The organism is Pseudomonas cremoris (assembly GCF_014230465.1).
On the sequence record NZ_JAAXCY010000010.1, the window covers coordinates 75380 to 101350 of the forward strand.

Annotated in this window: 21 protein-coding genes and 1 pseudogene; 4 read left to right on the forward strand and 18 right to left on the reverse strand. The window is 62.3% G+C overall.

The features are described from left to right. Positions 1-217: 217 nt before the first annotated feature. From paaZ to paaG, 13 genes are all read right to left on the reverse strand, one after another. Complete coding sequence (paaZ, locus tag HF257_RS23520) at positions 218-2272, reverse strand: phenylacetic acid degradation bifunctional protein PaaZ (protein WP_185710506.1); 2055 nt, start codon at positions 2270-2272, stop codon at positions 218-220. A 31-nt stretch (positions 2273-2303) separates the two neighbouring features. Then, the gene (locus HF257_RS23525; protein WP_185710505.1) at positions 2304-3950 is read right to left on the reverse strand and encodes a cation acetate symporter; all 1647 of its coding nucleotides are present in this window, start codon (positions 3948-3950) and stop codon (positions 2304-2306) included. Next, entirely contained in the window at positions 3947-4255 is a 309-nt protein-coding gene (locus HF257_RS23530; RefSeq protein ID WP_185710504.1) for a DUF485 domain-containing protein, read from the reverse strand. The genes HF257_RS23525 and HF257_RS23530 overlap by 4 nt, the downstream gene beginning before the upstream one ends. Positions 4256-4300: 45 nt before the next feature. Next, positions 4301-5377, reverse strand: a complete 1077-nt coding sequence (gene paaE / locus HF257_RS23535) for a 1,2-phenylacetyl-CoA epoxidase subunit PaaE (protein ID WP_185710503.1) — start codon at positions 5375-5377, stop codon at positions 4301-4303. A gap of 33 nt (positions 5378-5410) precedes the next feature. After that, a complete protein-coding gene (paaD, locus tag HF257_RS23540) occupies positions 5411-5935 on the reverse strand; it encodes a 1,2-phenylacetyl-CoA epoxidase subunit PaaD (RefSeq protein WP_185710502.1) in 525 nt (174 codons plus the stop codon). Further along, entirely contained in the window at positions 5922-6683 is a 762-nt protein-coding gene (paaC, locus tag HF257_RS23545) for a 1,2-phenylacetyl-CoA epoxidase subunit PaaC (protein WP_185710501.1), read from the reverse strand. Before paaC ends, paaD begins: the two co-directional genes overlap by 14 nt. Positions 6684-6691: 8 nt before the next feature. Then, positions 6692-6973: a 1,2-phenylacetyl-CoA epoxidase subunit PaaB gene (gene paaB, locus HF257_RS23550; RefSeq protein WP_007943393.1), complete on the reverse strand. Its 282-nt coding sequence runs from the start codon at positions 6971-6973 to the stop codon at positions 6692-6694. Between the two features lie 15 nt (positions 6974-6988). After that, a complete protein-coding gene (paaA, locus tag HF257_RS23555) occupies positions 6989-7978 on the reverse strand; it encodes a 1,2-phenylacetyl-CoA epoxidase subunit PaaA (RefSeq protein WP_185712114.1) in 990 nt (329 codons plus the stop codon). Positions 7979-8154: 176 nt separating this feature from the next. Then, a complete protein-coding gene (paaK, locus tag HF257_RS23560; protein WP_185710500.1) occupies positions 8155-9480 on the reverse strand; it encodes a phenylacetate--CoA ligase PaaK in 1326 nt (441 codons plus the stop codon). Between the two features lie 106 nt (positions 9481-9586). Next, complete coding sequence (gene pcaF / locus HF257_RS23565; protein ID WP_185710499.1) at positions 9587-10792, reverse strand: 3-oxoadipyl-CoA thiolase; 1206 nt, start codon at positions 10790-10792, stop codon at positions 9587-9589. Beyond that, a complete protein-coding gene (gene paaI, locus HF257_RS23570) occupies positions 10785-11234 on the reverse strand; it encodes a hydroxyphenylacetyl-CoA thioesterase PaaI (RefSeq protein WP_185710498.1) in 450 nt (149 codons plus the stop codon). Before paaI ends, pcaF begins: the two co-directional genes overlap by 8 nt. After that, the gene (paaH, locus tag HF257_RS23575; RefSeq protein ID WP_185710497.1) at positions 11227-12744 is read right to left on the reverse strand and encodes a 3-hydroxyacyl-CoA dehydrogenase PaaH; all 1518 of its coding nucleotides are present in this window, start codon (positions 12742-12744) and stop codon (positions 11227-11229) included. The genes paaI and paaH overlap by 8 nt, the downstream gene beginning before the upstream one ends. A gap of 3 nt (positions 12745-12747) precedes the next feature. Further along, positions 12748-13539, reverse strand: coding sequence for a 2-(1,2-epoxy-1,2-dihydrophenyl)acetyl-CoA isomerase PaaG (gene paaG / locus HF257_RS23580; protein WP_185710572.1), 792 nt, complete (start codon positions 13537-13539; stop codon positions 12748-12750). 334 nt (positions 13540-13873) lie between these two features. Between paaG and paaY the strand changes: the two genes are divergently transcribed. The 3 genes from paaY to feaR all read left to right on the forward strand — a co-directional run bounded on the left by paaY (position 13874) and on the right by feaR (position 16471). After that, positions 13874-14470 (forward strand): phenylacetic acid degradation protein PaaY, encoded by a 597-nt coding sequence (gene paaY / locus HF257_RS23585; RefSeq protein WP_185710496.1) that lies wholly within the window; start codon positions 13874-13876, stop codon positions 14468-14470. Positions 14471-14549: 79 nt separating this feature from the next. Beyond that, complete coding sequence (paaX, locus tag HF257_RS23590; RefSeq protein ID WP_185710495.1) at positions 14550-15473, forward strand: phenylacetic acid degradation operon negative regulatory protein PaaX; 924 nt, start codon at positions 14550-14552, stop codon at positions 15471-15473. Positions 15474-15556: 83 nt separating this feature from the next. Further along, on the forward strand, positions 15557-16471 hold the full coding sequence (feaR, locus tag HF257_RS23595) for a transcriptional regulator FeaR (RefSeq protein WP_185710494.1): 915 nt from the start codon (positions 15557-15559) through the stop codon (positions 16469-16471). A gap of 50 nt (positions 16472-16521) precedes the next feature. Here feaR and tynA read toward each other — a convergent pair whose 3' ends face one another. The 4 genes and pseudogenes from tynA to HF257_RS23610 all read right to left on the reverse strand — a co-directional run bounded on the left by tynA (position 16522) and on the right by HF257_RS23610 (position 22914). Beyond that, a complete protein-coding gene (tynA, locus tag HF257_RS23600; RefSeq protein ID WP_185710493.1) occupies positions 16522-18810 on the reverse strand; it encodes a primary-amine oxidase in 2289 nt (762 codons plus the stop codon). Between the two features lie 639 nt (positions 18811-19449). Then, complete coding sequence (locus HF257_RS33650) at positions 19450-20310, reverse strand: methyl-accepting chemotaxis protein (protein WP_408635725.1); 861 nt, start codon at positions 20308-20310, stop codon at positions 19450-19452. Beyond that, a pseudogene (locus HF257_RS33655) lies at positions 20305-21537 on the reverse strand (HAMP domain-containing protein); the annotation flags it as partial. The gene HF257_RS33650 and the pseudogene HF257_RS33655, both read right to left, overlap by 6 nt. Positions 21538-21591: 54 nt before the next feature. Next, the gene (locus HF257_RS23610; protein ID WP_185710998.1) at positions 21592-22914 is read right to left on the reverse strand and encodes an alginate export family protein; all 1323 of its coding nucleotides are present in this window, start codon (positions 22912-22914) and stop codon (positions 21592-21594) included. 244 nt (positions 22915-23158) lie between these two features. Between HF257_RS23610 and HF257_RS23615 the strand changes: the two genes are divergently transcribed. Beyond that, complete coding sequence (locus HF257_RS23615; protein ID WP_185710999.1) at positions 23159-24649, forward strand: aldehyde dehydrogenase family protein; 1491 nt, start codon at positions 23159-23161, stop codon at positions 24647-24649. Between the two features lie 106 nt (positions 24650-24755). Here the strand turns inward: HF257_RS23615 and HF257_RS23620 are convergent, their stop codons facing one another. Next, positions 24756-25946: an MFS transporter gene (locus HF257_RS23620; RefSeq protein WP_185711000.1), complete on the reverse strand. Its 1191-nt coding sequence runs from the start codon at positions 25944-25946 to the stop codon at positions 24756-24758. Between the last annotated feature and the right edge of the window lie 25 nt (positions 25947-25971).

Below are 25971 nucleotides of genomic sequence, written 5' to 3' on the forward strand. Positions count from 1 at the left end.
AAGTGCTTGAATGAACCGTCAGTCAGGGGGCGGCAAGGTGGGACTTTGATGTGGCTGTGCCTTTTCCCATCAGATCGGAGGGGGACCAATCTTGATGGGGTTTCCAGCCTAGTTCTGCGCGTAATGGTTGACCCGTTACGTAGTGAAGTTCTGTTTTGGTTGTCAGATGAGATATCCCCCACCTAGATGGGGGACTTTGCAGATAGGTTTGGCAGCCTCACACCTCCCGCTTCACCACCAACGTCAAAATGTCATAACTGGCCACCAATTCCCCCAACTGGTTAGTCACCTCCACATCCCAAGCCACCACGCCTTGCGGTATACCCTGTGGGCTCGCCTTCCCCTGGTCGATCTTGCGTTTGCAGGTCAGGCGCGCCTGGATGGTGTCGCCGATGCCCACTGGGTTGATGAAGCGCAGGGTGTCCAGGCCGTAGTTGGCCAGCACCGGGCCGGGGGCCGGGGAGACGAACAGGCCGGCGGCGGCGGACAGTACGAAGTAGCCGTGGGCGATGCGTTTGCCGAACTGCGACTCCTTGGCGGCGATGTCGTCGAAGTGCATGTAGAAGTGGTCACCCGACAGGCAGCCGAAGTTCACCAGGTCGGCCTCGGTGACGGTGCGGCGGTGGGTCAGCAGGGATTCGCCGATCTGCAGGTCCTGAAAGAAGCGGCGGAACGGGTGCACTTCGGTTTCGATCACCTTGGCGCCGCGTACGTATTCACCGGTGACCGCTGCGAGCATGCTCGGCGAGCCTTGTACCGCGGCGCGTTGCAGGTAGTGTTTTACCGCACGCAGGCCGCCGAGTTCTTCGCCGCCGCCAGCGCGGCCTGGACCGCCGTGCTTGAGTTGCGGCAGCGGCGAGCCGTGGCCGGTGGATTCGGCGGCAGATTCGCGGTCGAGTACCAGCAAACGGCCGTGCCAGGCGGCGGCCACCGGGATGGCTTTGGCGGCAATCTGCGGGTCTTTGGTGACCAGGCTCGCCACCAGGCTGCCTTTGCCGCGTGCGGCCAGGGCCAAGGCTTCGTCCAGGTCGTCGTAGGCCATCAGTGTGCTGACCGGGCCGAATGCCTCGATATCGTGGGCTCCGCCTTCGGCGTGTGGATCGCGCGATTGCAGCAGGGTCGGGGCAAAGAATGCGCCCTGGCTGACGTTTTCACCACGCGGCTCAAAACCATCGCGGGCGCCAAACAGCAGGTCGCTGCTGTGCAACAGGGCTTCCAGGCGTTCAGCCACATCCTTCTGCTGATCGTGGGAGGCCAGAGGCCCCATGCGCACGCCTTCCACCGATGGGTCGCCGACCACCACCTTGGCCAGGCGCTCACGCAGGCGGCTGGCGACTGCATCGATATGCTTGGCCGGTACGATGGCGCGGCGGATGGCGGTGCATTTCTGCCCGGCCTTGACGGTCATTTCGCGGGCGACTTCCTTGATGAACAGCTCGAATTCTTCATCGTCCGGCGAAACGTCCGGAGCGAGGATCGCGCAGTTCAGCGAGTCGGCCTCGGCGTTGAACGGCACCGAATTGCGGATCAGGTTCGGGTTCACCCGCAGCTTGGCAGCGGTGTCGGCGGAGCCGGTGAAGGTCACCACGTCCTGGCCTTGCAGGCGGTCGAGCAGGTCGCCGGTGCTGCCGATCACCAGTTGCAGGCTGCCGGCGGGCAGAAGGCCGGACTCGTCCATCAGGCGCACCACGGCTTCGGTCAGGTAGCTGGTGGCGCTGGCGGGTTTGACGATGCACGGCATGCCCGCCAGGAAGCTCGGCGCGAATTTTTCCAGCATGCCCCAGATCGGGAAGTTGAAGGCGTTGATATGCACCGCCAGGCCACCGCGTGGCACCAGGATGTGGGTGCCAGCAAACGTGCCCTTTTTACCCAATGGCAGCGCCGGGCCTTCGTGGACGATATTGCCCGAGGGCAACTCCCGCGAGCCCAGGCTGGCGTAGGTGAACAGGGTGCTGTTGCCGCCTTCGATATCGATCCAGCTGTCGGCGCGGGTGGCGCCGCTGTGGTGGGAGAGGGCGTAGAGCTGCTCCTTGCGCTCGCTCAGGTACAGCGCCAAGGCCTTGAGGCGTTGCGCCCGTTGCTGGAAGTCCAGTGCCATCAGGCCGCTGACGCCCAGGCTGCGGCCGTGGGCGACGGCTTCGGCGAAGTCGGGGCGTTCTTCATGGGTGCGCGCCAGCTCGTGGCCGTCGATGGCGCTGCGTAGCACTTGGGCACCGTGTTGGCCGATCCAGCGACCGGCGATAAAACTTTGCAGGGTAGGGGCGTGAGACATCACGGTTCCTCCAGGGTAGAAAATAAAGGGATTAGTGTTTGCTGGCGCCCGCTGCGCCGATGCCGGTCATGGAGCGGATGAACTGCGCCAGGTAGCGGCCACGTTCAAGGGCGGCACGGGGTGAGGTGTCGGTGACGGAAAACAGCCAGGCGCTGAAAAACGCCAGGCTCATGGAAAACAGCGCCGGGTTCGAATAGGGGAACAGCGCCTTGTCGTAATGCAGCACGTTGACCCACACCGCCGGGCTCAGCACCAGCAGCACAATCGCCGAGACCAGCCCGGCCAGGCTGCCGATCACGGCGCCACGGGTGGTCAGGCCCTTCCAGTACATCGAAAGGAACAGCACCGGGAAATTCACCGACGCGGCAATCGCCAGCACCAGGCCGGACAGGAACGCAATGTTCTGCGACTCGAACAGCAAGCCAAGGATGATCGCCAGTACCCCGATGCACAGCGTGGCGATGCGCGACACGCGGATCTCCTGCTGCTCGGTGGCCTGGCCCTTGCGCATCACGCAGGCATACAGGTCATGGGACACCGCCGACGCGCCGGACAGCGCCAGCCCGGCCACTACCGCCAGGATCGTGGCAAACGCCACCGCCGAAATGAAGCCGAGGAACAGGTTGCCGCCCACCGCTTGGGCCAGGTGCACGGCGATCATGTTGCCGCCGCCGATGATCGCGCCGTTGGCGTCACGGAAGGTCGGATCGGTGCCCACCATGACGATTGCGCCAAAGCCGACCACGATCAGCAGCAGGTAGAAGTAGCCGATGAAACCGGTGGCGTAGAACACGCTCTTACGCGCTTCCTTGGCGTCACTGACCGTGAAGAAACGCATCAGGATATGCGGCAACCCGGCGGTGCCGAACATCATGCCCACCCCCAGGGAAATCGCATCGATGGGGTTGGACAGCAAGCCGCCCGGCGCCATGATCGCGCTGCCCTTGGCGTGCACGGCGGCGGCCCCGGCAAACATCGCCTCGGTGCTGAAACCGAAATGCTTGAGCACCATGAACGCCATGAAGGAGGTGCCGAACAGCAGCATCACCGCCTTGATAATCTGCACCCAGGTGGTCGCGAGCATGCCGCCAAACGTCACGTAGAACACCATCAGCACGCCCACCAGCATCACCGCGTACAGGTAGTCGATGCCGAACAGCAGCTCGATCAGCTTGCCCGCGCCGACCATCTGCGCCACCAAATACATCAGCGCCACGGTCAGGGTGCCGAAGGCCGAGGTGAGGCGCACCGGGGTCTGTTCCAGGCGGTACGACACCACGTCGGCAAAGGTGTACTTGCCCAGGTTGCGCAGGCGCTCGGCAATCAGGAACAGGATGATCGGCCAGCCTGCCAATACGCCCAGGGCGTAGAGCAAACCGTCATAACCATTGAGGAACATCATCGCCGAGATGCCCAGGAAGGACGCCGCCGAGATCATGTCGCCGGCAATCGCCAGGCCGTTCTGGAACCCGGTCATGCCGCCGCCGGCGGTGTAGAAGTCACTCGCCGAACGGGTGCGCAACGCCGCCCAACGCGTCACGCCAAAGGTGAACAGCACAAACACCAGGAACATGCCGATGGCGTTCCAGTTCAGCGGCCGCGACACGTCATCGGCGGCGATGGCCAGGTCGGTGGCCAACGCCAGGGGTAACAGGAACCACGCAATCAGCCGGCTCATGCTGCGCACTCCTGCTTGAGTTTGTCGTTCAGCGGGTCGATCACATGGTTGGCGCGGTGCACGTAAAAGCCGGTCAGCGCGAACGCCAGCAACACAATCACCACACCCACCAGCATGCCCACCGTGGTCACGCCGCCGCTCAGGGACTGCCCGAGGGTGGCGGGGGAGAACGCCACCAACAACACAAAGCCGAAATACACCACCAGCATGATCAGCGACAGGGACCAGTACAGGCGCTGTTTGCGCCGTACCAACTGAATAAAGTCGGGATGCCGGTGGATATATTCGATTTCGTCGGGGGTCATGGCGTTAATCCTTTTTATTGTTGTGTTGGGGTGTGGCTGCACGCGTCAGAGTTGGTCGAAGTCCAGTACCACCTTGTCGCTGATCGGGAATGCCTGGCATGACAGCACGTAGCCGGCGGCCACTTCGTAGTCTTCCAGGGCGTGGTTGCTGTCCATCTCCACTTCGCCTTCGATGACCTTGCATTTGCAGGTCGAGCACACGCCGGCCTTGCATGAATACGGCAACTCGGCGCCCTGGGCGTTGCCCGCATCGAGGATGCTCTGGCTGTTGCGCGGCAGGTCGAAGGCCAAGGCGCGGCCATCGCTGATCACGGTGATCTGGCTGACGGCGGCGTCCAGTTCGCGGGCGGCCTCGCGGGCTTCACGTTTCTGCTGGCTACCGGCGGCGGCGAACAGTTCGAAGTGAATGCGCTCGGGCTGCATGCCGCGGGCCTTGAGGCTGTCGCGCACGGTTTCGGTCATTTCCTGCGGGCCGCAGATGAAGGCGGCGTCGAGGGTTTTTACGTCCAGCCAGCGAGAGAACAGTTGCTCGCATTTGTCGGCGTTGATGCGGCCGTTGTAGAGGTCCACATCCTGCTGTTCGCGGCTGAATAAAAAGATCAGGTTCAGGCGCTGCAAATAGCGGTTTTTCAAATCTTCCAGCTGCTCGCGAAACAACGCGCCGGAGCTGGAACGGTTGCCGTACAGCAGCGTCACGCGGCTGTGGGGTTCGGTTTGCAGGGTGGTCTTGATGATCGACAGGATCGGTGTAATACCGCTGCCGGCCGCCACCGCCAGGTAGTTGCCGTGACGCGCCGGGTCGAGTTCAACGTGGAAATGCCCGGCAGGCGGCATTACTTCCAGGCTGTGCCCGGCCTTGAGCTGCTCATTGGCAAACGCCGAAAAACGCCCACCAGCCACGCGCTTGATGGCAATACGCAGTTCGCCGTCATTCACACCCGTGCAGATGGAATAGGAGCGGCGCACTTCTTCGCCGTCCAGTTGGGTGCGCATCACCAGGTGCTGGCCCTGGGTGAAGTGGAAACTGTCTTGCAGGTGCTGGGGGATATCGAAGGCGATGGACACCGCGTCACGGGTTTCGCTGCGTACGTCCTTGATCACCAGGCTGTGAAATTTACTCATTGTTATTCTCCAACCGAGATGGCACGGGGCCCCTCAGATGCACTTGAAATAGTCGAACGGTTCCAGGCAATCGCGGCAGCGGTACAGCGCCTTGCAGGCGGTGGAGCCGAACTCGCTGAGCACTTCGGTGTGCGTGCTTGCACATTGCGGGCACACCACCACCGGGCTTTCACCGAGCAGGCTGCGCTTGCTGGCGCTGCCCTGGGGCGGTGCGATGCCGTAGGCGCGCAGGCGCTCGCGGCCATCCTCGGTAATCCAGTCAGTGGACCAGGCCGGGGTCAACTTGCGCTCCAGGTGCGGGGCGCGAAAACCGGCGTGCTCCAGCGCATCGCGGATATCGCTCTCGATCACTTCGGTGGCCGGGCAGCCGGAATAGGTGGGTGTGACCACCACATGCAGGTGGCCGGCCTGCCAGTCGAGGTCGCGCACGATGCCCAGGTCAACCACGCTGACCACCGGCACTTCCGGGTCCATCACCCGGGCCAGGGTGGCCCAGGCGGCGGCCAGGTCGGTGGGCTGCGCTGGCCGGTCGCTGGCGATCAGCTCACCAGGTCGCATCGGGGTACGCTCGGGGCAAAAACTGCATCTCGGCCAACAGAATGCCCAGGTGTTCGGTGTGCAGGCCACGCCGTGCATTCAGGTAGAAGTAGCTCGCTGCCGGTGGAACGGGCAGGGTGGCGCTGGCGAAGAGTGCGCTCACCGTGTTCTGCCAGGCGGCGGCAACCTGCGCGGTGTCCGGGGTGATACCGGCGGCGCACAGGCGCTGCTCGCTGTCGTCGGCGCTGGTCAGTTCGACGGTAAAGCGCCAGACCTCGGGGATTGCCGCGAGCATGCGCGCATGGCTTTCCTCGGTGCCGTCACCCAGGCGTTCCACCCACTCACCGGAGCGGCGCAGGTGATAGGTGACTTCCTTGACGGCCTTGGCGGCGATCCCGGCGATGCGTTCGTCGCTGGACTGGCTCAGGCCCGTCAACACCGGCAAGTGCCAGGCGTCGTACAGGAATTGCTTGAGAATGGTCACCGCGTAGTCGCCGTTGGGTTGTTCCACCAGCAGCAGGTTGCGGTAGGCGCGTTCGTCGCGGCGGAAGGCCAGGTCGTCGGCATCGCGACCGTCGTCCAGCAGCTCGGCGGCGTACTCCAGCCAGTTGCGCGCCTGGCCTACCAGGTCGAGGCCGACGTTCATCAGCGCCAGTTCTTCTTCCAGCGCTGGTGCATGACCGCACCACTGGCATAGGCGCTGGCCTTGGATCAGGGCGCTGTCGCCCAGGCGCAGCAAGTATTCGATCAGATCGGTTTGTGTATTCATGGTCGACCTCACATGTGCCCGACTTCGGCCGGCAACTCGTAGAAGCTGGCGTGGCGGTAGACCTTGTCGTCAGACGGGTCGAACAGTGGGTCTTTTTCATCCGGCGACGAAGCGGTGATCAAGGCCGAGGGCACCACCCACAGGCTTACGCCTTCGCTGCGACGGGTGTACAGCTCGCGGGCGTTCTCGATGGCCATGGTGGTGTCGGCGGCATGCACGCTGCCCACGTGTTTGTGGTTGAGGCCGTGCTTGCTGCGCACGAAGACTTCAAAAAGGGTCCATTCAGACATAGCGGTGACTCCGGATCAGGCAGCGTTCTTATTGTGTTTTTTACGGGCATGGGCCACGGCGGCTTCGCGCACCCAGGCGCCGTCTTCGATGGCTTTGCGACGGGTGGCCACGTGTTCCTGGTTGCACGGGCCGTTGCCCTTGAGCACTTCGTAGAACTCGTTCCACTGGATCTCGCCGAAGTCGTAGTGGCCGCGTTCGGCGTTCCACTTCAAGTCCGGGTCGGGGCAGGTGCAGCCCAGCAGTTCCAGTTGCGGGATGGTCTGGTCGATAAAGCGCTGGCGCAGTTCGTCGTTGCTCTGGCGCTTGATCTTCCAGGCCATGGACTGGGCGCTGTTGGGCGAGTGCTCGTCGCTGGGGCCGAACATCATCAATGACGGCCACCACAGGCGGTTGATCGCGTCCTGCACCATGTCTTTTTGCGCCTGGGTGCCGTGACGCATCATGGTCAGCAAGATCTCGTAGCCCTGGCGCTGGTGGAAACTCTCTTCCTTGCAAATACGCACCATGGCGCGGGAGTAGGGGCCGTAGGAGGTGCGTTGCAGCACCACCTGGTTGACGATCGCGGCGCCATCCACCAGCCAGCCCACGGCGCCCATGTCGGCCCAGTTCAGGGTCGGGTAATTGAAAATGCTCGAATACTTGGCCTTGCCGCTGTGCAGCTTGGCGATTTCTTCATCGCGGTCGGCGCCCAGGGTTTCCATTGCGCTGTACAGGTACAGGCCGTGGCCGGCTTCGTCCTGGATCTTGGCCATCAGTTGCAGCTTGCGCTTGAGGGTCGGCGCGCGGGTCACCCAGTTGCCTTCGGGCAGCATGCCGACGATCTCGGAGTGGGCGTGCTGGGAGATCTGCCGGATCAGGGTTTGACGGTAGGCGTCGGGCATCCAGTTCTTGGCTTCGATCTTGATTTCAGCATCGATCTTTTCCTGGAAGTGGCGCTCCTGCTCGGACATCTCCGACAGGTCCTTGATGCGCTTCACTCCGGTTTCTACAAGCTGTGCGTACATGGTGAGTCTCCCGCCGTGAATCTGTTTAAAGGCATGGAGAACTTTATAAGTGATACAGAAATATTTATCAAACACAAAATAACGTGTCATTAATGTTTTTGTATCGCTTTGCGCTGAATGGGTTTTCCTGCGGGCAAAAAAAAGCCCCGCCGGAGCGGGGCTGTAAAGTGCAGCAGTCATGCTTTAGGGCGGTTATCGATCACGTGGCAGGCCTTGCCTTCGGAGCGCTTGATGGAGTGCATCGGCTGCAACACGATACGGGTGCTGATGCCGATGTAGGTCTTGATGTGACGGCTCAGTTCGCTGGCAATAGCCTTTTGCTGCTCGTCGCCCAGGTGCTGATGTTCGGCTTTGAGCTCCACGTGCACGTCAACGCTGTCCAGGTTGCCATTGCGATACAGATGGATCTCGTAGCACTCGCACAGCTGTTTGACTTTGAGTACCTGTTCCTCGACTTGGGTGGGGAACACGTTGACCCCACGAATGATCAGCATGTCGTCGCTGCGGCCGGTGATCTTGTCGATGCGCCGCATCGGCCGGGCAGTGCCAGGCAGCAGGCGCGTCAGGTCGCGGGTGCGATAGCGGATCATCGGCAGCGCTTCTTTGCTCAAGGAGGTGAACACCAGTTCGCCCATCTGGCCGTCCGGCAACACCTCACCGGTCACCGGGTCGATGATTTCCGGGTAGAAGTGATCTTCCCAAATGGTCGGGCCGTCCTTGGTTTCGGCGCATTCCATGGCCACGCCTGGGCCCATGATTTCCGAGAGGCCGTAGATGTCCAGGGCGGTGATGCCCAGGCGGTTTTCGATAGCGCTGCGCAGCTCGCCGGTCCACGGCTCGGCGCCGAAGATGCCCAGGCGCAGCGCGAGTTTGTGCGGGTCCAGGCCTTGGCGCTCGATCTCGTCGGCGATGTTGAGCATGTACGACGGGGTGACCATGATGATGTCCGGCTGGAAATCCTTGATCAGTTGCACCTGCTTTTCGGTCTGCCCGCCCGACATCGGAATGACTGTGCAGCCCAGGCGTTCGGCGCCGTAGTGCGCGCCGAGGCCACCGGTGAACAGGCCGTAGCCATACGAGATATGCACCTTGTCGCCACGGCGGCCACCGGCGGCGCGAATCGAGCGCGCAACCACGTTGGCCCAGGTGTCGATGTCGTTCTGGGTGTAGCCGACCACCGTGGGTTTGCCGGTGGTGCCGCTGGACGCATGCAGGCGCACCACGTCGTGCATCGGCACGGCAAACATGCCGTACGGGTAGTTGTCGCGCAGGTCGGACTTGGTGGTGAATGGAAACTTGGCCAGGTCTTCCAGGCAGGTGATGTCGCTGGGATGCACGCCCAGCGCATCGAAGCGCTGGCGGTACAGCGGCACGTTGGTGTAGGCGAGGTTGAGGCTCCAGCGCAGGCGTTCCAGCTGATGCTGGCGCAGCTCGTCGATGCTGGCGGTTTCCAACGGGTCCAACACAGGTTCAAGCACGGTTTTGGCAATTGGCATGTTCATGGTTTCACTCGAATTATTTTTGTGTTCCAGCCCGGTCAGCCGCCGGGCTTTGAGTGCATGCCCCAAGGATACCGCTCGGTTCCCCGGGAATTCGGATTATTTGGTCTTATAGGCGCTCGATGATCAGTGCGATGCCCTGGCCAACGCCGATGCACATGGTGCACAGCGCGTAACGGCCTTGGCGGTCTTCCAATTCCTGCAAGGCGGTGGTCACCAGGCGTGCGCCGCTCATGCCCAGCGGATGGCCGAGGGCAATCGCACCGCCGTTGGGGTTGACCCGTGCATCGGCGTCGCCAAGGCCCAGTTCGCGCAACACCGCCAGGCCTTGGGCGGCGAAGGCTTCGTTGAGCTCGATCACGTCCATGTCCGCCAGGCTCAGGTTGGCCAGTTCCAGCACCTTGCGCGTGGCCGGCACCGGGCCGATGCCCATGATGCGTGGCTCCACGCCTGCCGTGGCCATCGCGACCACCCGGCCGCGGGCTTTCAAACCGTAGCGGTTGGCGGTTTCGGCACTGGCCAGCAGCAACGCGCAGGCGCCGTCGTTAACCCCGGACGCATTGCCAGCGGTAATGCTGCCACCTTCGCGAAACGGCGTGCCGAGCTTTTGCAATTGCTCAAGGGTGGTGTCGCCACGCGGGTGCTCGTCATGCTCCACCACCTTGGCCGGGCCTTTGAGTTGGGGGATTTGCACCGCAACGATTTCCTTGGCCAGCCGTCCGCTGGCCTGGGCTGCGCCAGCGCGTTGCTGGCTACGCAGGGCAAACGCATCCTGGTCGGCGCGAGAGATATTGAACTGCGCGGCGACGTTCTCGGCGGTTTCCGGCATGGAGTCGATGCCGTAGGTGGTCTTCATCAACGGATTGACGAAGCGCCAGCCGATGGTGGTGTCGTAGATCTCGGCCTGCCGCGAAAAAGCCTGCTCGGCTTTGCCCATTACCAACGGTGCGCGGGACATCGATTCCACGCCACCCACCAGCATCAGCCCGGCTTCGCCGCAGCGAATGGCGCGGGCGGCGGTGCCAATGGCATCCAGCCCCGACCCGCACAGACGGTTAAGCGTGGTGCCCGGCACACTCACCGGCAACCCCGCCAGCAGCGCCGACATGCGCGCCACGTTGCGGTTGTCTTCGCCGGCCTGGTTGGCGCAGCCGTAGATCACATCGTCCACCGTGCTCCAGTCTACGTTCGGGTGGCGGCGCAGCAACTCACGCAGCGGCACCGCGCCGAGGTCGTCGGCACGCACACTGCTCAGGGCACCGGCATAGCGGCCGATGGGGGTACGCACCGCGTCGATGATCAGGGCGTCATTCATTCGGGGTCTCCTGCGCCAGCACCGGGCCGCGCACTTTGTAGGATTTGCCATGGAACAGGGCGATCAGTTCGCCATGCTGGTTTTCGATACGCACGTCGTAGTTGCCGGTACGGCCGGAACGGCTTTGCTCGATGCATTCGGCATTCAGGGTGTCGCCCAGGCGTGCCGGGGCGATGTAGTCGATGCTGCACCCCATCGCCACTGTGGCTTCGTTGTAGCTGTTGCAGGCCAGTGCAAAGGCCGAGTCGGCCAGGGCGAACAGGTAGCCGCCATGGCAGGTGCCGTGGCCCTGGAGCATGTCGGCGCGCACGCTCATGCCCACGCGGGCGGTGCCCGGTGCAGCCGAGAGCAGGCGCATGCCCATCCCTTGGCTGGCGCTGTCGCGTTCGAACATCGCTTGGGCGCAGGCACTGGCCAGGCGCATGGCGTCGTGGTTAGTCATGGAAACGGCTCCCTTCGGCTACGCGGCGACGCAGCAGCAGTGAGGGCCGGTAGCGTGCTTCGCCATAACTGGCGTGCAGGTTTTCCAGCACGCGCAGGATGTGGACGAGCCCGATGGTGTCGGCCCAAGTCAGTGGGCCGGCTGGGTAATTGACTCCGGCGCGCATCGCCAGGTCGATGTCCGCGGCCGAGGCCACGCCTTGCAGCAGGGCGTCGGCGGCTTCGTTGGCGAGCATCGCCACGGTGCGCAGGACGGCGAGGGCCGGGCTGTCGCTGAGCAGGCTTACGCTGAACCCGGCTTGTTGCAGCAGGGCCACGCCGTCTTCGAGCGCGTCCGGGTCAATACCGGCTGCGCAACTGATGGCGAGTCGGTTTGCGGTGCCGTAGTCGAACGCCAGGTCCAGCAGGATCAGGTTGCACAGGCCGTCTTCCTTTGCGCGTTGGCACGCCATACGCCCGTCGCTCAAGGCCAGCACGGCATCGCCGACCCGCAGCAGGCCCTGGCCGTCGCGGCTGATGACTTCGATGGAATGCTCGCGCAGGCGCGGGACCAGAACGTTGGCGATGCCCAGGTCACCCTCGACCACGCAGGTAGCGACGGTGCGTTCGCTGCTTGTCGTCCTGGCCTGAGCCCGCTCGGCACCGTCGGCATAGCTATAAAAGCCGTGACCGCTCTTGCGTCCCAAACGCCCGGCATCCCCCAAGTCTTTCTGGATCAGCGAGGGCTGGAAGCGGTTGTCGCCGTAGTAGGCGTCGAACACTGAACAGGTCACCGCATAGTTGACGTCATGGCCGATCAAGTCCGTCAGTTCGAAAGCGCCCATGGCAAAGCCGCCGGCATCGCGCATCAGTGCATCCAGGGTCGCGCAATCGGCAACGTTTTCCTGCAACAGGCGCAGGCTTTCGGCGTAGAACGGGCGGGCCACACGGTTGACGATAAACCCCGGTGTCGAACGGGTGTGCACCGGCTTTTTACCCCAGGCTTTGGCGGTGGCGTACAAACAGTCGGCCAGGGCCGGGTCGCTCGCCAGGCCGGAGACGATTTCCACCAGTGCCATGACCGGCGCCGGGTTGAAAAAGTGCAGCCCGAGCAAACGTTGTGGGCGTTCCAGTTGGGCGGCAATGCTGGTGATCGACAACGAAGAAGTATTGCTGGCCAGGATGCACTGCTCGTTGCAAATGCTTTCCAGCTGACGGAAGAGGGCGCGTTTGACCTCCAGGTTCTCGACGATGGCTTCAATGATCAGCGCGCAACCGGCCAGATCCTCGATGGATTCCACCGCCTGCAGGCGGGCGACAGTCACCCTGCGGGCGTCGGCCGAGAGTTTGCCTTTTTCGACGCGCTTGCCCAGTTGCCGGTCGATCCCGTCGATAGCCTTGGCGGCGGCGCCTGGGCGGTTGTCCAGCAGCAATACGGGATGGCCGGCCTGGGCTGCGACCTGGGCGATGCCGGCGCCCATGGCCCCGGCACCGATCACGGCGATGCGCGCTGTGGTGCTCAGTGCGGTCATGGTTCAGCGCCCCTTGAAGCTTGGCGTGCGTTTTTCCATGAAGGCGCTGACGCCTTCACGGTAATCCTCGCTGCGCCCGGCCAGGCGTTGCAGGTCCTTCTCTAGCTCAAGTTGTTCGTCGAAAGTATTGCTCAGGCTGGCGTTGAGGCTGCGCTTGATCAGTGCCAGGCCGTAGGTCGGTTGGGTGGCCAGGTGGCGCGCCAGGGTCAGGGCTTCATTGCGCAGTTCGGCGTCGTCCACGCAGCGGTAGATCAGGCCCCATTGTTCGGCCTGCTCGGCGCTCAGGCGGTTGCCCAGCAGAGCCAGCGCTTTGGCACGGGCCATGCCCACCAAGCGCGGCAAGGTCCAGGTGCCGCCGGAATCAGGGATCAGGCCGATCTTGCAGAAGGCCTGGATAAAGCTTGCCGAACGGGCCGCCAGCACCAGGTCGCAGGCCAGCGGAATGTTCGCGCCGGCCCCGGCTGCGACGCCATTGACCGCACAAATCACCGGCAGCGGCAGGTCGCGCAGTTGGCGAATTAGTGGGTTGTAGAACTGTTCGATGGACTCGCCCAGGTCCGGCGCGCTGCTGCCCGGCGCCACGTTGCGGTCGCCGAGGTCTTGGCCTGCACAGAAGCCGCGGCCTTCGCCGGTCAGCAGCAACACGCGCACATCCGGATTCTCGCGTACTTGCTTGAGGGCTTCTTTGACTTCGCCGTGCATCTGCACGTTGAAGCTGTTGAGTTGGTCTGGGCGATTGAGGCAGAGCAGGGCGACGCCGGCGTCGATGGAAAAGAGGATGTGTTCAAAGGCCATAGGCATGGCGGCTGCCCTCGGTGCACGCACGGCTTTATTGCCGGCTCATTATTGGATCGGCCACAGGTGGCCGGTTTTGCCCGAGTATACCTATAATGCGATACACAAAATCAAGTATGAAATTGAATTAACGTGTCCTATTTGTGTTTTTTAATTTTCAGCGTGTTCATGTTTAAGGGCGTTGATGCACCTATTTACTGGCGTAAATGGCGTTGTTCGAGGTTTTCAGGATCGTGCAGTGAAGTGATACGGTTTTTGTTCTTTGTCTGTGTTAAGTGATGTGATACAAAATAAGTCTGCACGCGCATCGCTTTGCGCCAACAAGGAATTTTCTATGACGTGTTACAGCCTCAATGGTCTGACGCCGGTGGTTGACCCCACGGCCTATGTGCATCCGTCGGCCGTGTTGATTGGCGACGTGATCATCGGCCCGCATTGCTATGTCGGGCCGCTGGCCAGCCTGCGCGGCGACTTCGGCCGCATCGTGCTGGAGGAGGGCGCCAATATTCAGGACACCTGCGTGATGCACGGTTTCCCGGAGAGCGACACGGTGGTCGAGCGTAACGGCCATATCGGCCATGGCGCGGTGCTGCATGGCTGCCGCATTGGCGAAGACGTGCTGGTGGGCATGAATGCAGTGGTCATGGATGGCGCACGCATTGGCCCGCGCTCGTTTGTGTCTGCCACGGCGTTCGTCAAGGCCGGCTTCGAATGCGCCGAGCAATCCCTGGTGATGGGCACGCCGGCCAGCGTCAAGCGCCGCCTAAGCGATGAGGAAGTGAGCTGGAAGCAGACCGGCACCCGCGAGTACCAGCAATTGGCCAAGCGTTGCCTGGAACAGATGCAAGAGTGCGCACCGCTGGATGCCGTCGAGCCCGACCGGCCACGGGTCCAGGACAGCGGCCTACGGCCCAAGGGCGCGACGCTGTGAGCGTCCATTGCATGCGCAGGATGGTCACAAGGCCCGCTCGCCGGGTATATTTCAGCCTTTTTTCCTGTCCGGTACGCCCATGTCGTCCCTAGCCCCATTGAATTCCCTGATCACGCGCTTTCAGGAGCAAACGCCGATTCGCGCCAGTTCGCTGATCATCACCCTCTATGGGGATGCCATCGAACCCCATGGCGGCACTGTCTGGCTGGGTAGCCTGATCCAGTTGCTGGAGCCCATTGGGATCAATGAGCGGCTGATCCGCACCTCGATTTTCCGCCTGACCAAGGAAGGCTGGCTCACCGCCGAAAAAGTCGGGCGGCGCAGTTACTACAGCCTGACCGGCACCGGTCGGCGGCGTTTTGATAAAGCCTTCAAGCGCGTGTACAGCTCCACCGTGCCGGCCTGGGACGGTTCCTGGTGCCTGGTGATGCTCACGCAACTGGCCCAAGACAAGCGCAAACAAGTGCGCGAAGAACTGGAGTGGCAAGGTTTTGGTGCGCTCTCGCCGGTACTGCTGGCCTGCCCGCGCAGTGACCGCGCCGACGTGAATGCCACCCTGCAGGACTTGGGCGCCCTGGAAGAAACCATCGTCTTCGAAACCACCGCCCAAGACGTACTGGCCTCCAAGGCCCTGCGTTTGCAGGTGCGCGAGAGTTGGAATATCGAGGAACTGGCGACCCATTACAGCGAGTTCATCCAGCTGTTCCGACCGCTCTGGCAAGCCCTGCGCGAGCAGGAAAACCTGCTGCCTTCCGACTGCTTCCTGGCACGGGTTCTGCTAGTGCATGAGTACCGCAAATTACTGCTGCGCGACCCGCAGTTGCCAGACGAGCTGTTGCCCGGCGACTGGGAAGGCCGTGCCGCACGACAGCTGTGCCGCAATATCTACCGTCTGATCTTCGCCAAGGCCGAAGAGTGGTTGAACAGCGCACTGGAAACCGCCGACGGGCCCTTGCCGGATGTCGGCGAGAGTTTTTATCGACGCTTTGGCGGGCTTAAATAACCTGCCATCAATCAAGCAAGATCGCTGTCCGTTTTAGCGTGGATCGACGTAGATAATAAAAATAAGCCTGCGTGAGGCCTCACATGACTTCTACAACTGCACACCGGCGTGATGGGTTTGACCAATGGATCCATCAGATCAACCAGATCTGTGGCGCCTTCAACGCACAAACCCTGGGCGATCAGTTTTCCGGGCGCATCCGCGAATACCACAGCGGTGCGCTCAAGCTCAGTTTTGTCGACGCTTGCCAGGCGCGGCTATACCGCACGCCACGGGAAGTCGCGGCGGGCGAGGGCGGCAAGTACTTCGCGGTGTTCCAGCTCGATGGCACCGCCTGCATGGCCCAGGGCGATAATCGGGTGGCGTTGTCCGCCGGCGATATCACCCTGATCGATGCATCGCAGCCCAGCGACTTCACCTACAGCGAGAGCTCCCGGCAGTTGTCGTTGATTTTGCCCTACCCGCTGGTGGAGCAGTCCCTGCGCTTCAACCCGGTTCGGTGTGGACACCGGATCGCCGCCACGTCACCCATCGCCACGTTGTCGCACCATTTGATTTTGGACGCTACGCGCCAGGCCAGCCTGAGCCAGCAAGAAAGCGAAGCCACTTTGGATGCCGTGGTCAGCTTGCTGCGCCCGGCCATCACCCAGAGCGAAGGCGCCGACGATCCGCATGAGCGGATCTTTCGCAAGACCCTTGGCTACATTGACGAGCATATTCGTTCGGAAGACTTGTGCCCTGAGTTGCTGGCACGGGAGGTAGGCGTGTCGATGCGCGGGCTGTACCGCATGTTCGCGCGCAAGGGGTTGGTGGTGGCGCGTTATATCAAGAATCGCCGGTTGGATTTGTGTGCCGAGTCGCTGCGCCAATCGCGCGCCGAGCAGAAGCTGTCTGCGCTGGGCTATTCGTGGGGGTTTTCTGATTCGAGTTACTTTTCTACGGCGTTCAAGTCGCGGTTTGGTATTTCGCCGGGTGAGTATCGCAAGCAATATGCCTGACACAAAAAAGCCCCTGTCGCGATGGCGACAGGGGCTTTTTGCTGCTTGGGTTATTTAGGTGAGTTGAGGTTCAGCGTCGGCGTCTCATCAAAGAAGTTCCACGGTTTGAGCAGCACATGCACCCACTCGGTCGGCATGATCGGCCACTCTTCTGCACGGGCGATGTGGGTGGTGCCGGTGGTCAGCCACACCACGTCGTCGCTGTTCTCGATGGACTGGTCATCCTTGGTGAACTGCCCCAGGCCAGTGTCGCTCTGCGAGCGGTTCGGATACTTGCCTTCCGGGTACTTTTCGTCCGGGTTGTAGCGCGTCACCCACAGCTGTTTATCCATGAAACTCAGACGGTGATACAGCCATTCGTCCTTGCCGAAATTCGCGCCCTTGGCCACCGGGTGCGTGCCACCGGCATACGGAATCAACTGGTAGGAAACCGGGTTGCCGACTTTGTTTTCCTTACCGAAGTTGGTCAGCAGGCGCACGGTGGACGGGTCGAATTTCTGCGCAGCCTGCTGCTCGGTGCTGACTACGCGCTGCTCGGTCTGCATGGTGCTGGTACGTGGCCCGCCACGGTCGTTGGGGGCGATCACTGGGTTCACTTCCACCAGTGAGTTGTTCTCGCCGTCGATGTCCATGTCCAGGCGGAAGTTGTAGATGTGCTGGTGGGTGGTGCCGACGATGTTGTGGTCCAGCAGGGTGCCGTAGCGCGTGTCTTCCTTGGCGGTGGCTTCGTGCATGGTCTTGGTCTTGACGCCTTTGACCGCTTCGATCCCGGTGGCGCCGGCATCGATGCCAATGGTGCCGTTCTGCTGGAAGACCCAGTCGAAGATGTAGTCGTAGTTGCCCACGGTGCTGATCCAGCGGATCACCAATTCACGCCGCTCGGCGCTGAGGTTGGGTTGGCCCATTTCCTGGTGTTTGTATTCCGGCCCGGCATAGCGCTCGAACACCGCGATGGCGTGGGGGATGGTGGTCGGTGCGCCGGTGTAGTCGGCGATGGTCGCATCCAGCAGCACGGCGTTTTCCGGGGCGTCTTTGCCACGTGCAATCGGCGAGGTGAGGGTGCCCATGCCGTAGTCGCCCGAGTCCAGGTAGGCCTTGAAGTACCAGCCGGCGTCCGGGTCGCCGTAGGGCACGATCATGCCGCCCAGGTTGCCTTCGTACATGATCTTGCGTTTCTTGCCCTTGTCGTCATAGGTGACGGTGGACAGGATCGGACCGACGCGCGAGTCCAGGCGCACATGGAAGTCCCAATTCTGCCAGTGGATGCTGTTGCCGGTGATGGTGTAGTTCTTGCCTTCCGGCTCAATGATCTCCAGCGGCTTGAGCGCCACGCCCTTGCGGCCGCGACCGTCATAAGGGGTGGGTTTGAGTGGCACCGGGACCACGGCGCCGTCCTCGACCTTGATCAGTTTCTTTTGCTCAAGGTCGACCACGGCCACCAAGCCTTCAATCGGATGCGCCCAGTAGTTGCCGTCGCCAACATCGAGGTAACTGACGATTTTCAGCAGGCGCTTGTCCTGGGTCAGGCCATCCTTACCGTCGAAGTAGCCGACGGTCAGTGGCGTCGTGACCACCTTCTTGATATCGGTGATGCCACGCTTGGCCAACGCCTGGGCGTATTCGGCGCTGGTATCGATCACCGATTGCACGGTGGCGAAGTCGTCCAGCAGCACCATGCCGTGGGCGCCTTCAATCGGCTTCCACGACAGCAGGGTCTTGCTGTCCAGGTCGACCTGGCCTTCGATCACATGCTTGCCATCGAGCACCACGATATTCGCCTGGCGCGACTGTGTGGGTTTTTGCCCGCTGTAGATGAAGTTCCACACCTGGTCCTTGGGCGGCGTGTGCACCGAGACTTCGGTGAAACGGAAGCCCGGTTTGTAGTGCTCGGACTTTTTAATGATCTCGACCGCGCTGTTGATCTCATCCGCGCTCAGCGGGTTGAGCGGACTGGGGCGAGTTTCGATGACAAAGGTCTTGTCCAGGCCGGACTGGAACACCTGGTTGATAAAGTCCTTGGACATGTAGGCCGTCTTGCCCTTGAACACCACCGGCACTGGCAACTCCATGCGTTTGCCGTTGAGCACGGCCACCTTGCTGTCGGGCTTGACCTTGACGTAGGCGCCGTCCTTGGCAATCACGAACACATTGGCGTAGTCGTCCCATTTGACCGAAGCGCCGAACGCTTCAAGAGTCGACTGTAACGGCACCATTTCGGCAGCGCCGCCATGGGCCTGCGCAGCGGACTGCAAGCCAGGCAGGCCGAAGGTGCCCAGGGCAATGGCCAGCGCGAGCCGGGCAAGGGGCGTTCTTTTGAGCAAAGCGGTGGGCGAGAGCATTTCTGAATTCCTTGAGATGAACCGAGGACAGTGTCAGGTAGCACTTTGCTACAGCGGATAGAGAGATGCTTTTGGATTCTCGCCAAAATCCTTGTGCTGCGTGCCTGAATGGATCATAGCGACTGGCAGGCGAGGTTGGTGAGAAGTAAACCGGCCCCCACAGAAAAGCCGATTTCAAACCGCCAGGAAGCCGGACACGGTCAAAAAGTGTGGGAGCGGGCTTGCTCGCGAAGGCGGTGGATCAGCCAATATATTCATCGACTGACACGCCGCCTTCGCGAGCAAGCCCGCTCCCACATTTTGATCTCCATTTGTCAGATAGGCAGTGGTCTGCCCTGGCTCTGGCTCTGGCTTTTGAATTGGCTTGTGATCTTGATCTTAGGCGCCCCGTTAAACCACGCTGGCCGAACGCAGGCTTGAATCGCGGCGGCCCACGGATTCAAGCCGGAGTGAGGGCACACCGAGCCTAGGCGAGGTGCCGAGTGGTGGGGCAAGAGCCCTTTGGTTACTTTGGGGCTCTTTTCCAAAGTGACCCGCTGTAAGAGCGGAACCAATAGCAGCCATAACCCAAATAACGGATATGTACACCGAGAGACCACCATCGCAGCGTTGCGGCGCCCCGACAAACCAGCTCCCACACTAAATACGAAAACTCCCCACCAACTGCTTCAGCCGCTCGGCCTGCTCCTCCAGCTCCGTACACGCCACCAACGTCGCCTGCAGATTCTCCACCCCCTGGCTATTCAGCAGATTGATCTCGGTAATATCCACATTCAACGCCTCAACCACCGCCGTCTGCTCCTCCGTAGCCGCCGCCACCGACTGGTTCATATTGTCGATCTCCCCAATCCGCTGCGTCACGCTACCCAGCCGTTTACCCGCCAGGTTCACCGTGCTCACACTGGCTTCACTGTGCTGCTGGCTCTCGGTCATGGTGGTCACCGAATCCCGCGCCCCCACTTGCAGGCTTTCGATCATCTGCTGAATCTCCTGGGTCGACTCCTGCGTACGGTGGGCCAAGCTGCGCACTTCGTCGGCGACCACCGCAAAGCCACGGCCGGCTTCACCCGCGCGGGCGGCTTCGATGGCGGCGTTGAGGGCCAGCAGGTTGGTCTGCTGGGAGATGCTCTTGATCACCTCGAGGATCTGCCCGATGTTCACCGTCTTGTCATTCAGCACCTCAATGTTGGCGCACGACGCGCTGATCTTGCCGGACAGTTCGTTGATCAACTGGATCGTGCGCTCTACCACCTCGTGACCGTCGTTGGCCTGTTGCCGTGCGGCAGAGGCCTGCTGCGAAGCAACGGCCGCATTGCTGGCGATTTCCTGGGCGGCAGCGCCCAGTTGGTTGATGGCAGCGGCCACGCTGTTGGTGCGCAGGACCTGTTCGTCCGAGTTGCGCAGCGAGGAGTTGGACGCCAGCAGCACACGCTTGGCCCCTTCATTCACACCGAGTGCCGCCGAGGACACTTCGCGGATCGACTGGTGAATCCGCTCCACAAAACGGTTGAACGCCGTCGCCAGTTGGCCCAGTTCATCGCGTGACTGCACCTGCAGGCGGCGAGTCAGGTCGCCTTCACCCAGGGAGATGTCTTCCATGACGCGGGTGAGCACGTGCAGCGGTCGGGTGATGCGAAACGCGGTGTACCCGATCAGCAGCAGGCCGAGCAGCGCCGAGCCGCCTCCCAGCAGCAGTTCCAGCAGTTTTCTGTGGGCGCTTTGCGCATCCAATTCGTGTTGCAACGCGGTCACCGGTGCCAGCAGCACCGCCTGGGGCACGCTAACCACCACGCTCCAAGGCGCCACGTTAGCAATCGGTGGCAAGGGCTCAACGACTTTGACCTGCTGCGGGTCGACACTGTCGGCGTGGGCGGGCGTGCCCAGGCGGCTGATGTCCTGGCTGTTGGCAGCTGTCACCCCGAGCGGGCTGACGATACTGATCTGACCCTGGCCGTCGAACAGTTGCCGTGCACTGGCTTCACTGTTGTGTTGCAGGTCGGCGAGGTTGATATCCAGGCCGACCACGGCGATGACCTTGCCGTTTTCCAGCAAAGGGAAGGCGACGCTGGTGACCAGCTTGCGGCTGCCGGAGGACTCATCGAAATACGGCTCCAGCACGCAGGCTTGGCGACTGTCGCGGGCGCAGGTGTAGAAGGCGTTGTAGGGCGCGCCGCTGGGGCCGGGTGCGGTGTTGGCGAGCAGGGCCTCGTCGCCGATGACGGCTTGCAAGTCGCCGGGTTGGCTTTGCACCCAATAGAGGTTAAAGCGCCCGCGTTCGTTGCTGCCCAGTGCCGGCTGGTTGGCAAAGTCCTTGTCGGCACCGTCCAGCGCATCGGGCTCAAAGATGACGAAAAGCCCGAGCAGGTCGGGCTTGTCGATCAGCGCTTGGTGAATCTGGTGAGTCAGTTCTGCGCGCAGTTGTTGGCGGGTCAGGCTGCCTTTGGCGTGCAGTTGGCGCAGGTAGAGCAGGTAGCGCGACAGGCCTTGGCCATATTCGTGGGTTTGCGTGAAGGTGCGCTGCACCTGCATCGCCTGCAATTTACCCAGGGCCTGCATATGTTCCTTGGCCGCATTGGCCAGCATCGCGGTGCTGGCCTGGTCTACCTGCTGGCGGCTTTGATGGGTCTGGTAGAGCGAGAGCCCCATCAGCAAGCCCACCACCAACAGCAGGCAGAGGCCGGCAAGCAGGGTGATCTTGCTCTGGATCGTCAGGGGTTTTAAGGGCATGGAAAGAGCCTTGTCTCAGCGGTGCAATGGCCTGCGCCACCGCACCGACCGGGGTTAGAAAGTGGTGGCGAAGACCAGTTGGCTGTAGACGTTCTTGTCGTTGTTGCCCAGTTGGGTGCCGCCGTGTTCGGCGCTCTTGTCCGGTTGGTAAAGGCCAATCAGCGGCATCACCGTGAGGTGCGCGTTGACTCGCCATTCAGCGAACAGGTCGATCTCGTGGCCGTCGGTATTCCCCAGGCCGCGGTCGATCGTGTCGAAGTCAAACAGCACCGCACCAATGCTGACGGTTTCCAGCGGCGAAGCTTTGAGGGTGACCGATTGGATACGCGAGTTGGTGTTGAACGGGCCTGCGTAGTTGCCCGCCACTTCGCCCTGGAACCAGGTGCCGTAGCCGCGACTCAGGCCATAGAACAACGGGTCAAAACCTTTCGAGAAGCGGCTGTAGCGGTAGTTGGCACTCGGCGCCCAGGCGATGTCGGCGAAGGTCCAGCCGGCTTCCAGGTACCAGGCGTTTTCGCTGGCGGCGTGGGGTTTGTCCTGCTTGGCGTATTCACCGGACAGGAACAGGTTGGTCACCCCGGCATTGCCTTGGGCACGCAGGCTGTAGGTCTTCATGCCATCGCGTTCCAGCTGGGTGGGGGAGGCGTATTGCTTGTCCACATCAGTGGTGTCGATGTAGGTGAAACCCACGGTGCCTTCGGCGGCGACGTGCTCCAGCGTGCCGATGACCATCTCGGTCTTGGCCTGGGCGCGGTTGTCGGACTTGAGCCACATCAGGTCGCTGCGCCAGCCTTGCTTGCCGCCCAGGCGCAGCACGGCGGTCTCGTCGAAGGCCTTGCGCGCCGCCAGGTAGTAGGCGCCGCCGCGATTGTAGTCGCCCTCGCCGATGCCTTTGCCCATGTTCAGGGCGTCGCCGTTGATCAGGAAACCGTCGCCAACCACGATGTTCTGGCGGCCGAAGGACAGGTCCACGCCATCGTCGCCCAGGGCTTCGAACAACTTGCCGGAGCGCCAGCCAAGGTAGGCGTCTTCGAACTTAGTGGTGCGTTCCGAGCCGTCGCTGAAGCCGGCGGCATCGCCATCACCCCAGGTGCCGGAGCTCAGCAGGTTGGCTGCGCCATAGGCGGTGCCCGCGCCGGCCAAGCCCTTGTCGAAGCTCAGGCCGTATTTGATGTAGCCCTCGCGCCATGAGGATGAACCCGGGTTCAGGCGCCCTGACGGGGCATAGCGCTCCTGACTGTGGAATGCGCCGAATACCGCTTCCAGCGTGGCGTTCAGATGGCTGTCGGCGTCGCTGTAGAGTTCATACGCCTGGGCGTGGCCAGCACCGACCAACAGGGCGAGGGTCGACACACAAAGCTTGGGGGACTTGAGCATGGGGAGGCATCCGTTCTTGTTCTTGAACGCAGGGTTGCGCTCCTTTTCGATACTACGGCGCGGAACTTTTGCTGCCTTGTGTGTGGTTGCCAAAGCCTTGACTGTGCTTGCCAGAGGGGGCGATTTGGCAGCCTGGCCAAAGCATCTGGCACGCAGGGAAAACCCGCAGGCAGAGGGTGCGCCGACAATCGCGTCAACCCCTGCCGAACTACTCCTGCTGAATCATTCGAACAAAAGGTGAACCATGAGCAACGTTGAAATCCTGCCCCAGGTGGCTGCCTTCCTTGACCGCCGCCACGGCTGCTTTATCGACGGCCAGTGGGTGTTCGCCGAAGGCCAACACATCGCTGTGCTCAACCCGGCCACCGGGCAAACCCTGTGCGAAACCCTGGACGCGCCGCTGGAGCTGGTAGAACGCGCGGTGCAGTCGTCCCATGCTGCGTTCAAGGCGGGCGTGTGGTCTGGGCTGCGCCCGGCCGACCGCGAACGCATCCTGCTGAACTTCACGCGCCTGGTGGAAGAGCACGCCGAAGAACTGGCCCAGCTGGAAACCCTGAGCCAGGGCAAGTCGATCAACATGGCGCGGGCCCTTGACCTGAACGCCACCGTGGAATTCATGCGCTACATGTCGGGCTGGGCCACCAAGATCGAAGGGCAGACCTTCGACGTGTCGATCCCGCTGCCGCCCGGCGCTAAATTCACTGCGTTCACCAAGCGCGAGCCCGTGGGTGTTGTAGTCGGTATCGTGCCGTGGAACTTCCCGCTGATGATCGCCGCCTGGAAGTTGATGCCCGCCCTGGCCACCGGCTGCACCGTGATCATCAAACCGGCGATGGAAACCCCACTGACCGCCATGCGCCTGGCCGAGCTGGCCATTGAGGCCGGCATTCCGGCCGGTGTGTTCAACGTGGTCACCGGTGGCGGCGCCTCGGTGGGCGGCGTGCTGACCACCCACCCGCTGGTGAGCAAAGTCTCGTTCACCGGTTCCACCGCCGTGGGCAAAAGCGTCGGTGTGGCGTGCATGCAGAACATGACCCGCTTCGCCCTGGAACTGGGCGGCAAGAACCCGATGATCGTGCTCGCCGATGCCGACATCGACAAAGCCATCCAGGGCGCGATCCTCGGCGGTCTGCTGAACAATGGCCAGGTGTGCGCGGCGGCGTCGCGCTTCTATGTGCATCGCTCGATCCACGACGCCTTTGTCAAAGGCCTCGCGGCAGCGGTGTCGGCCATGCCGATTGGCGCCGGCATGGACGGCGACGCAGTGATCAACCCGCTGGTGTCACGCAAGCAGCAACAGGGCGTGCTCAAACACATCGAGCAGGCCCGCCAGGAAGGTGCGCGCGTTGTGTGCGGTGGCGAGTTGCTGGAGGGCGAGGGCTTCTACGTACAACCGACGATCCTGGCCGATGTGGACCACAGCATGGCCGTGGCCCGCGAAGAAGTCTTCGGCCCGGTGCTGGCGGTGCTGCCGTTCGACGACGAAGACGCGGTGATCGCCCAAGCCAACGACAACCCTTACGGCCTGGCCGCCAGCCTATGGACCAACGACCTGACCAAGGCCCTGAACCTGGTACCGCGCATCGAGGCCGGCACCGTGTGGATCAACGCCCACGTTCTGCTTGACCCGGCGATGCCATTTGGCGGGGTCAAGCAGTCTGGGATGGGGCGTGAGTTTGGGCGGGCGGTGATTGAGGCTTACACCGAGTTGAAGTCGGTGTGCATCGCCCACTGACACCATCACTTGTAGTGAGCGGGCTTGCCCCGCGCGGCGGTGCACCAGGCGTCTCAGGCTTACCTGACACACCGTCGCGCGGGGGGCACCAGGTGCCTGGGAGGAATCACGCAGGCACCAGGCGACTCTCGTCATTGCGCTTGAAACCCAGTGGCAACAAAAACAACGGCAACAGATTCGCCACGATCAACGCCGCAAAAAACGGCAGCCGCGAAGGCAGCGTGAACAGCGGGTAAAGCAGCACCGGACCGAGGAACATCGACAGGTAAAGTGCTTGCTCGGCGATCCCGCCGGCGCCCATCACGTCGCCATTGCGGGTCATTTTCGGAATGCTGGTGAACACCCAGGCCACTACGAAACTGGTGAAAAAGCCCTGGACGATTTTTGCGGCAATCGCCAATTCGGCATTCACCCCCGGAATGAACACCAACACTTCCAGCGCCACGCCAATCACTGCGCTGACCACCACGCTCAAAGGCCCGATCAACCGCAGATTGAGAATGAAACCGGCAAACAAACCGGCGACCACACTGGACAGGATGCCCACCGTGGAAATCACCCCAATCGTCGCGGGGGCCACGTTCAGCACATTGATCAGGTATGCCGGGGTAATGGTGATCAGCCCCAGCGCCACGGTCAGCGGCGCACCGACGGCCGCCGCCAGGCGCAGCGCGGACGGGTCGGCGTAGATCTTGAAGACCTGGGACAGCGGTTTGCGTTCGGCGCGGTTGGCCAGGTTGATCGACGGCAGCAGGGGCGTGGCCAGCAACAGCAGGACCAGTACCAGCGCATGCCCACTGAATGCCACGCGCCACTGCTCGTGGTCGCCGCCGATGTAAGGCGACACAGCGAAGATCGCAATCGCCCCACCCAGCGGCGAAGCCACCGACCAGAACGCCAACGCACTGGTGCGCCGTTTGCCGGCGGTGGTGTGGATCAGCAGCGCCAAGGCCGCCAACACCACGCTGATATAACCGGCGCCTTCCACTACGCGCAGGGCCAGCAACACGGCAAAGTCTGCGGTGCGGCTCGCGGCGTAGCTGCACACCGCTGCCACCATCAGCCCGACGATAATCGCGCGGCGCTCGCCCACGCGGGCCACGCCCCAATTGACTACGGGTGAGGCGAGGGCGGCGACGATCGCCACCGCCGAGACCACCCAACTGGCGTGGGACGGGCTGACTGAGTAGGCCTTGGCGATATCGGCAATCAGCAGAATGGTCTTGCCATGGCACGCTGCAATGATCACGGCGAAGGCAAGGGTCAGAATAATCGAGGGCCAGCTACCGGGTCGCATAGGAATTCCTTGATGAATAGAGAAA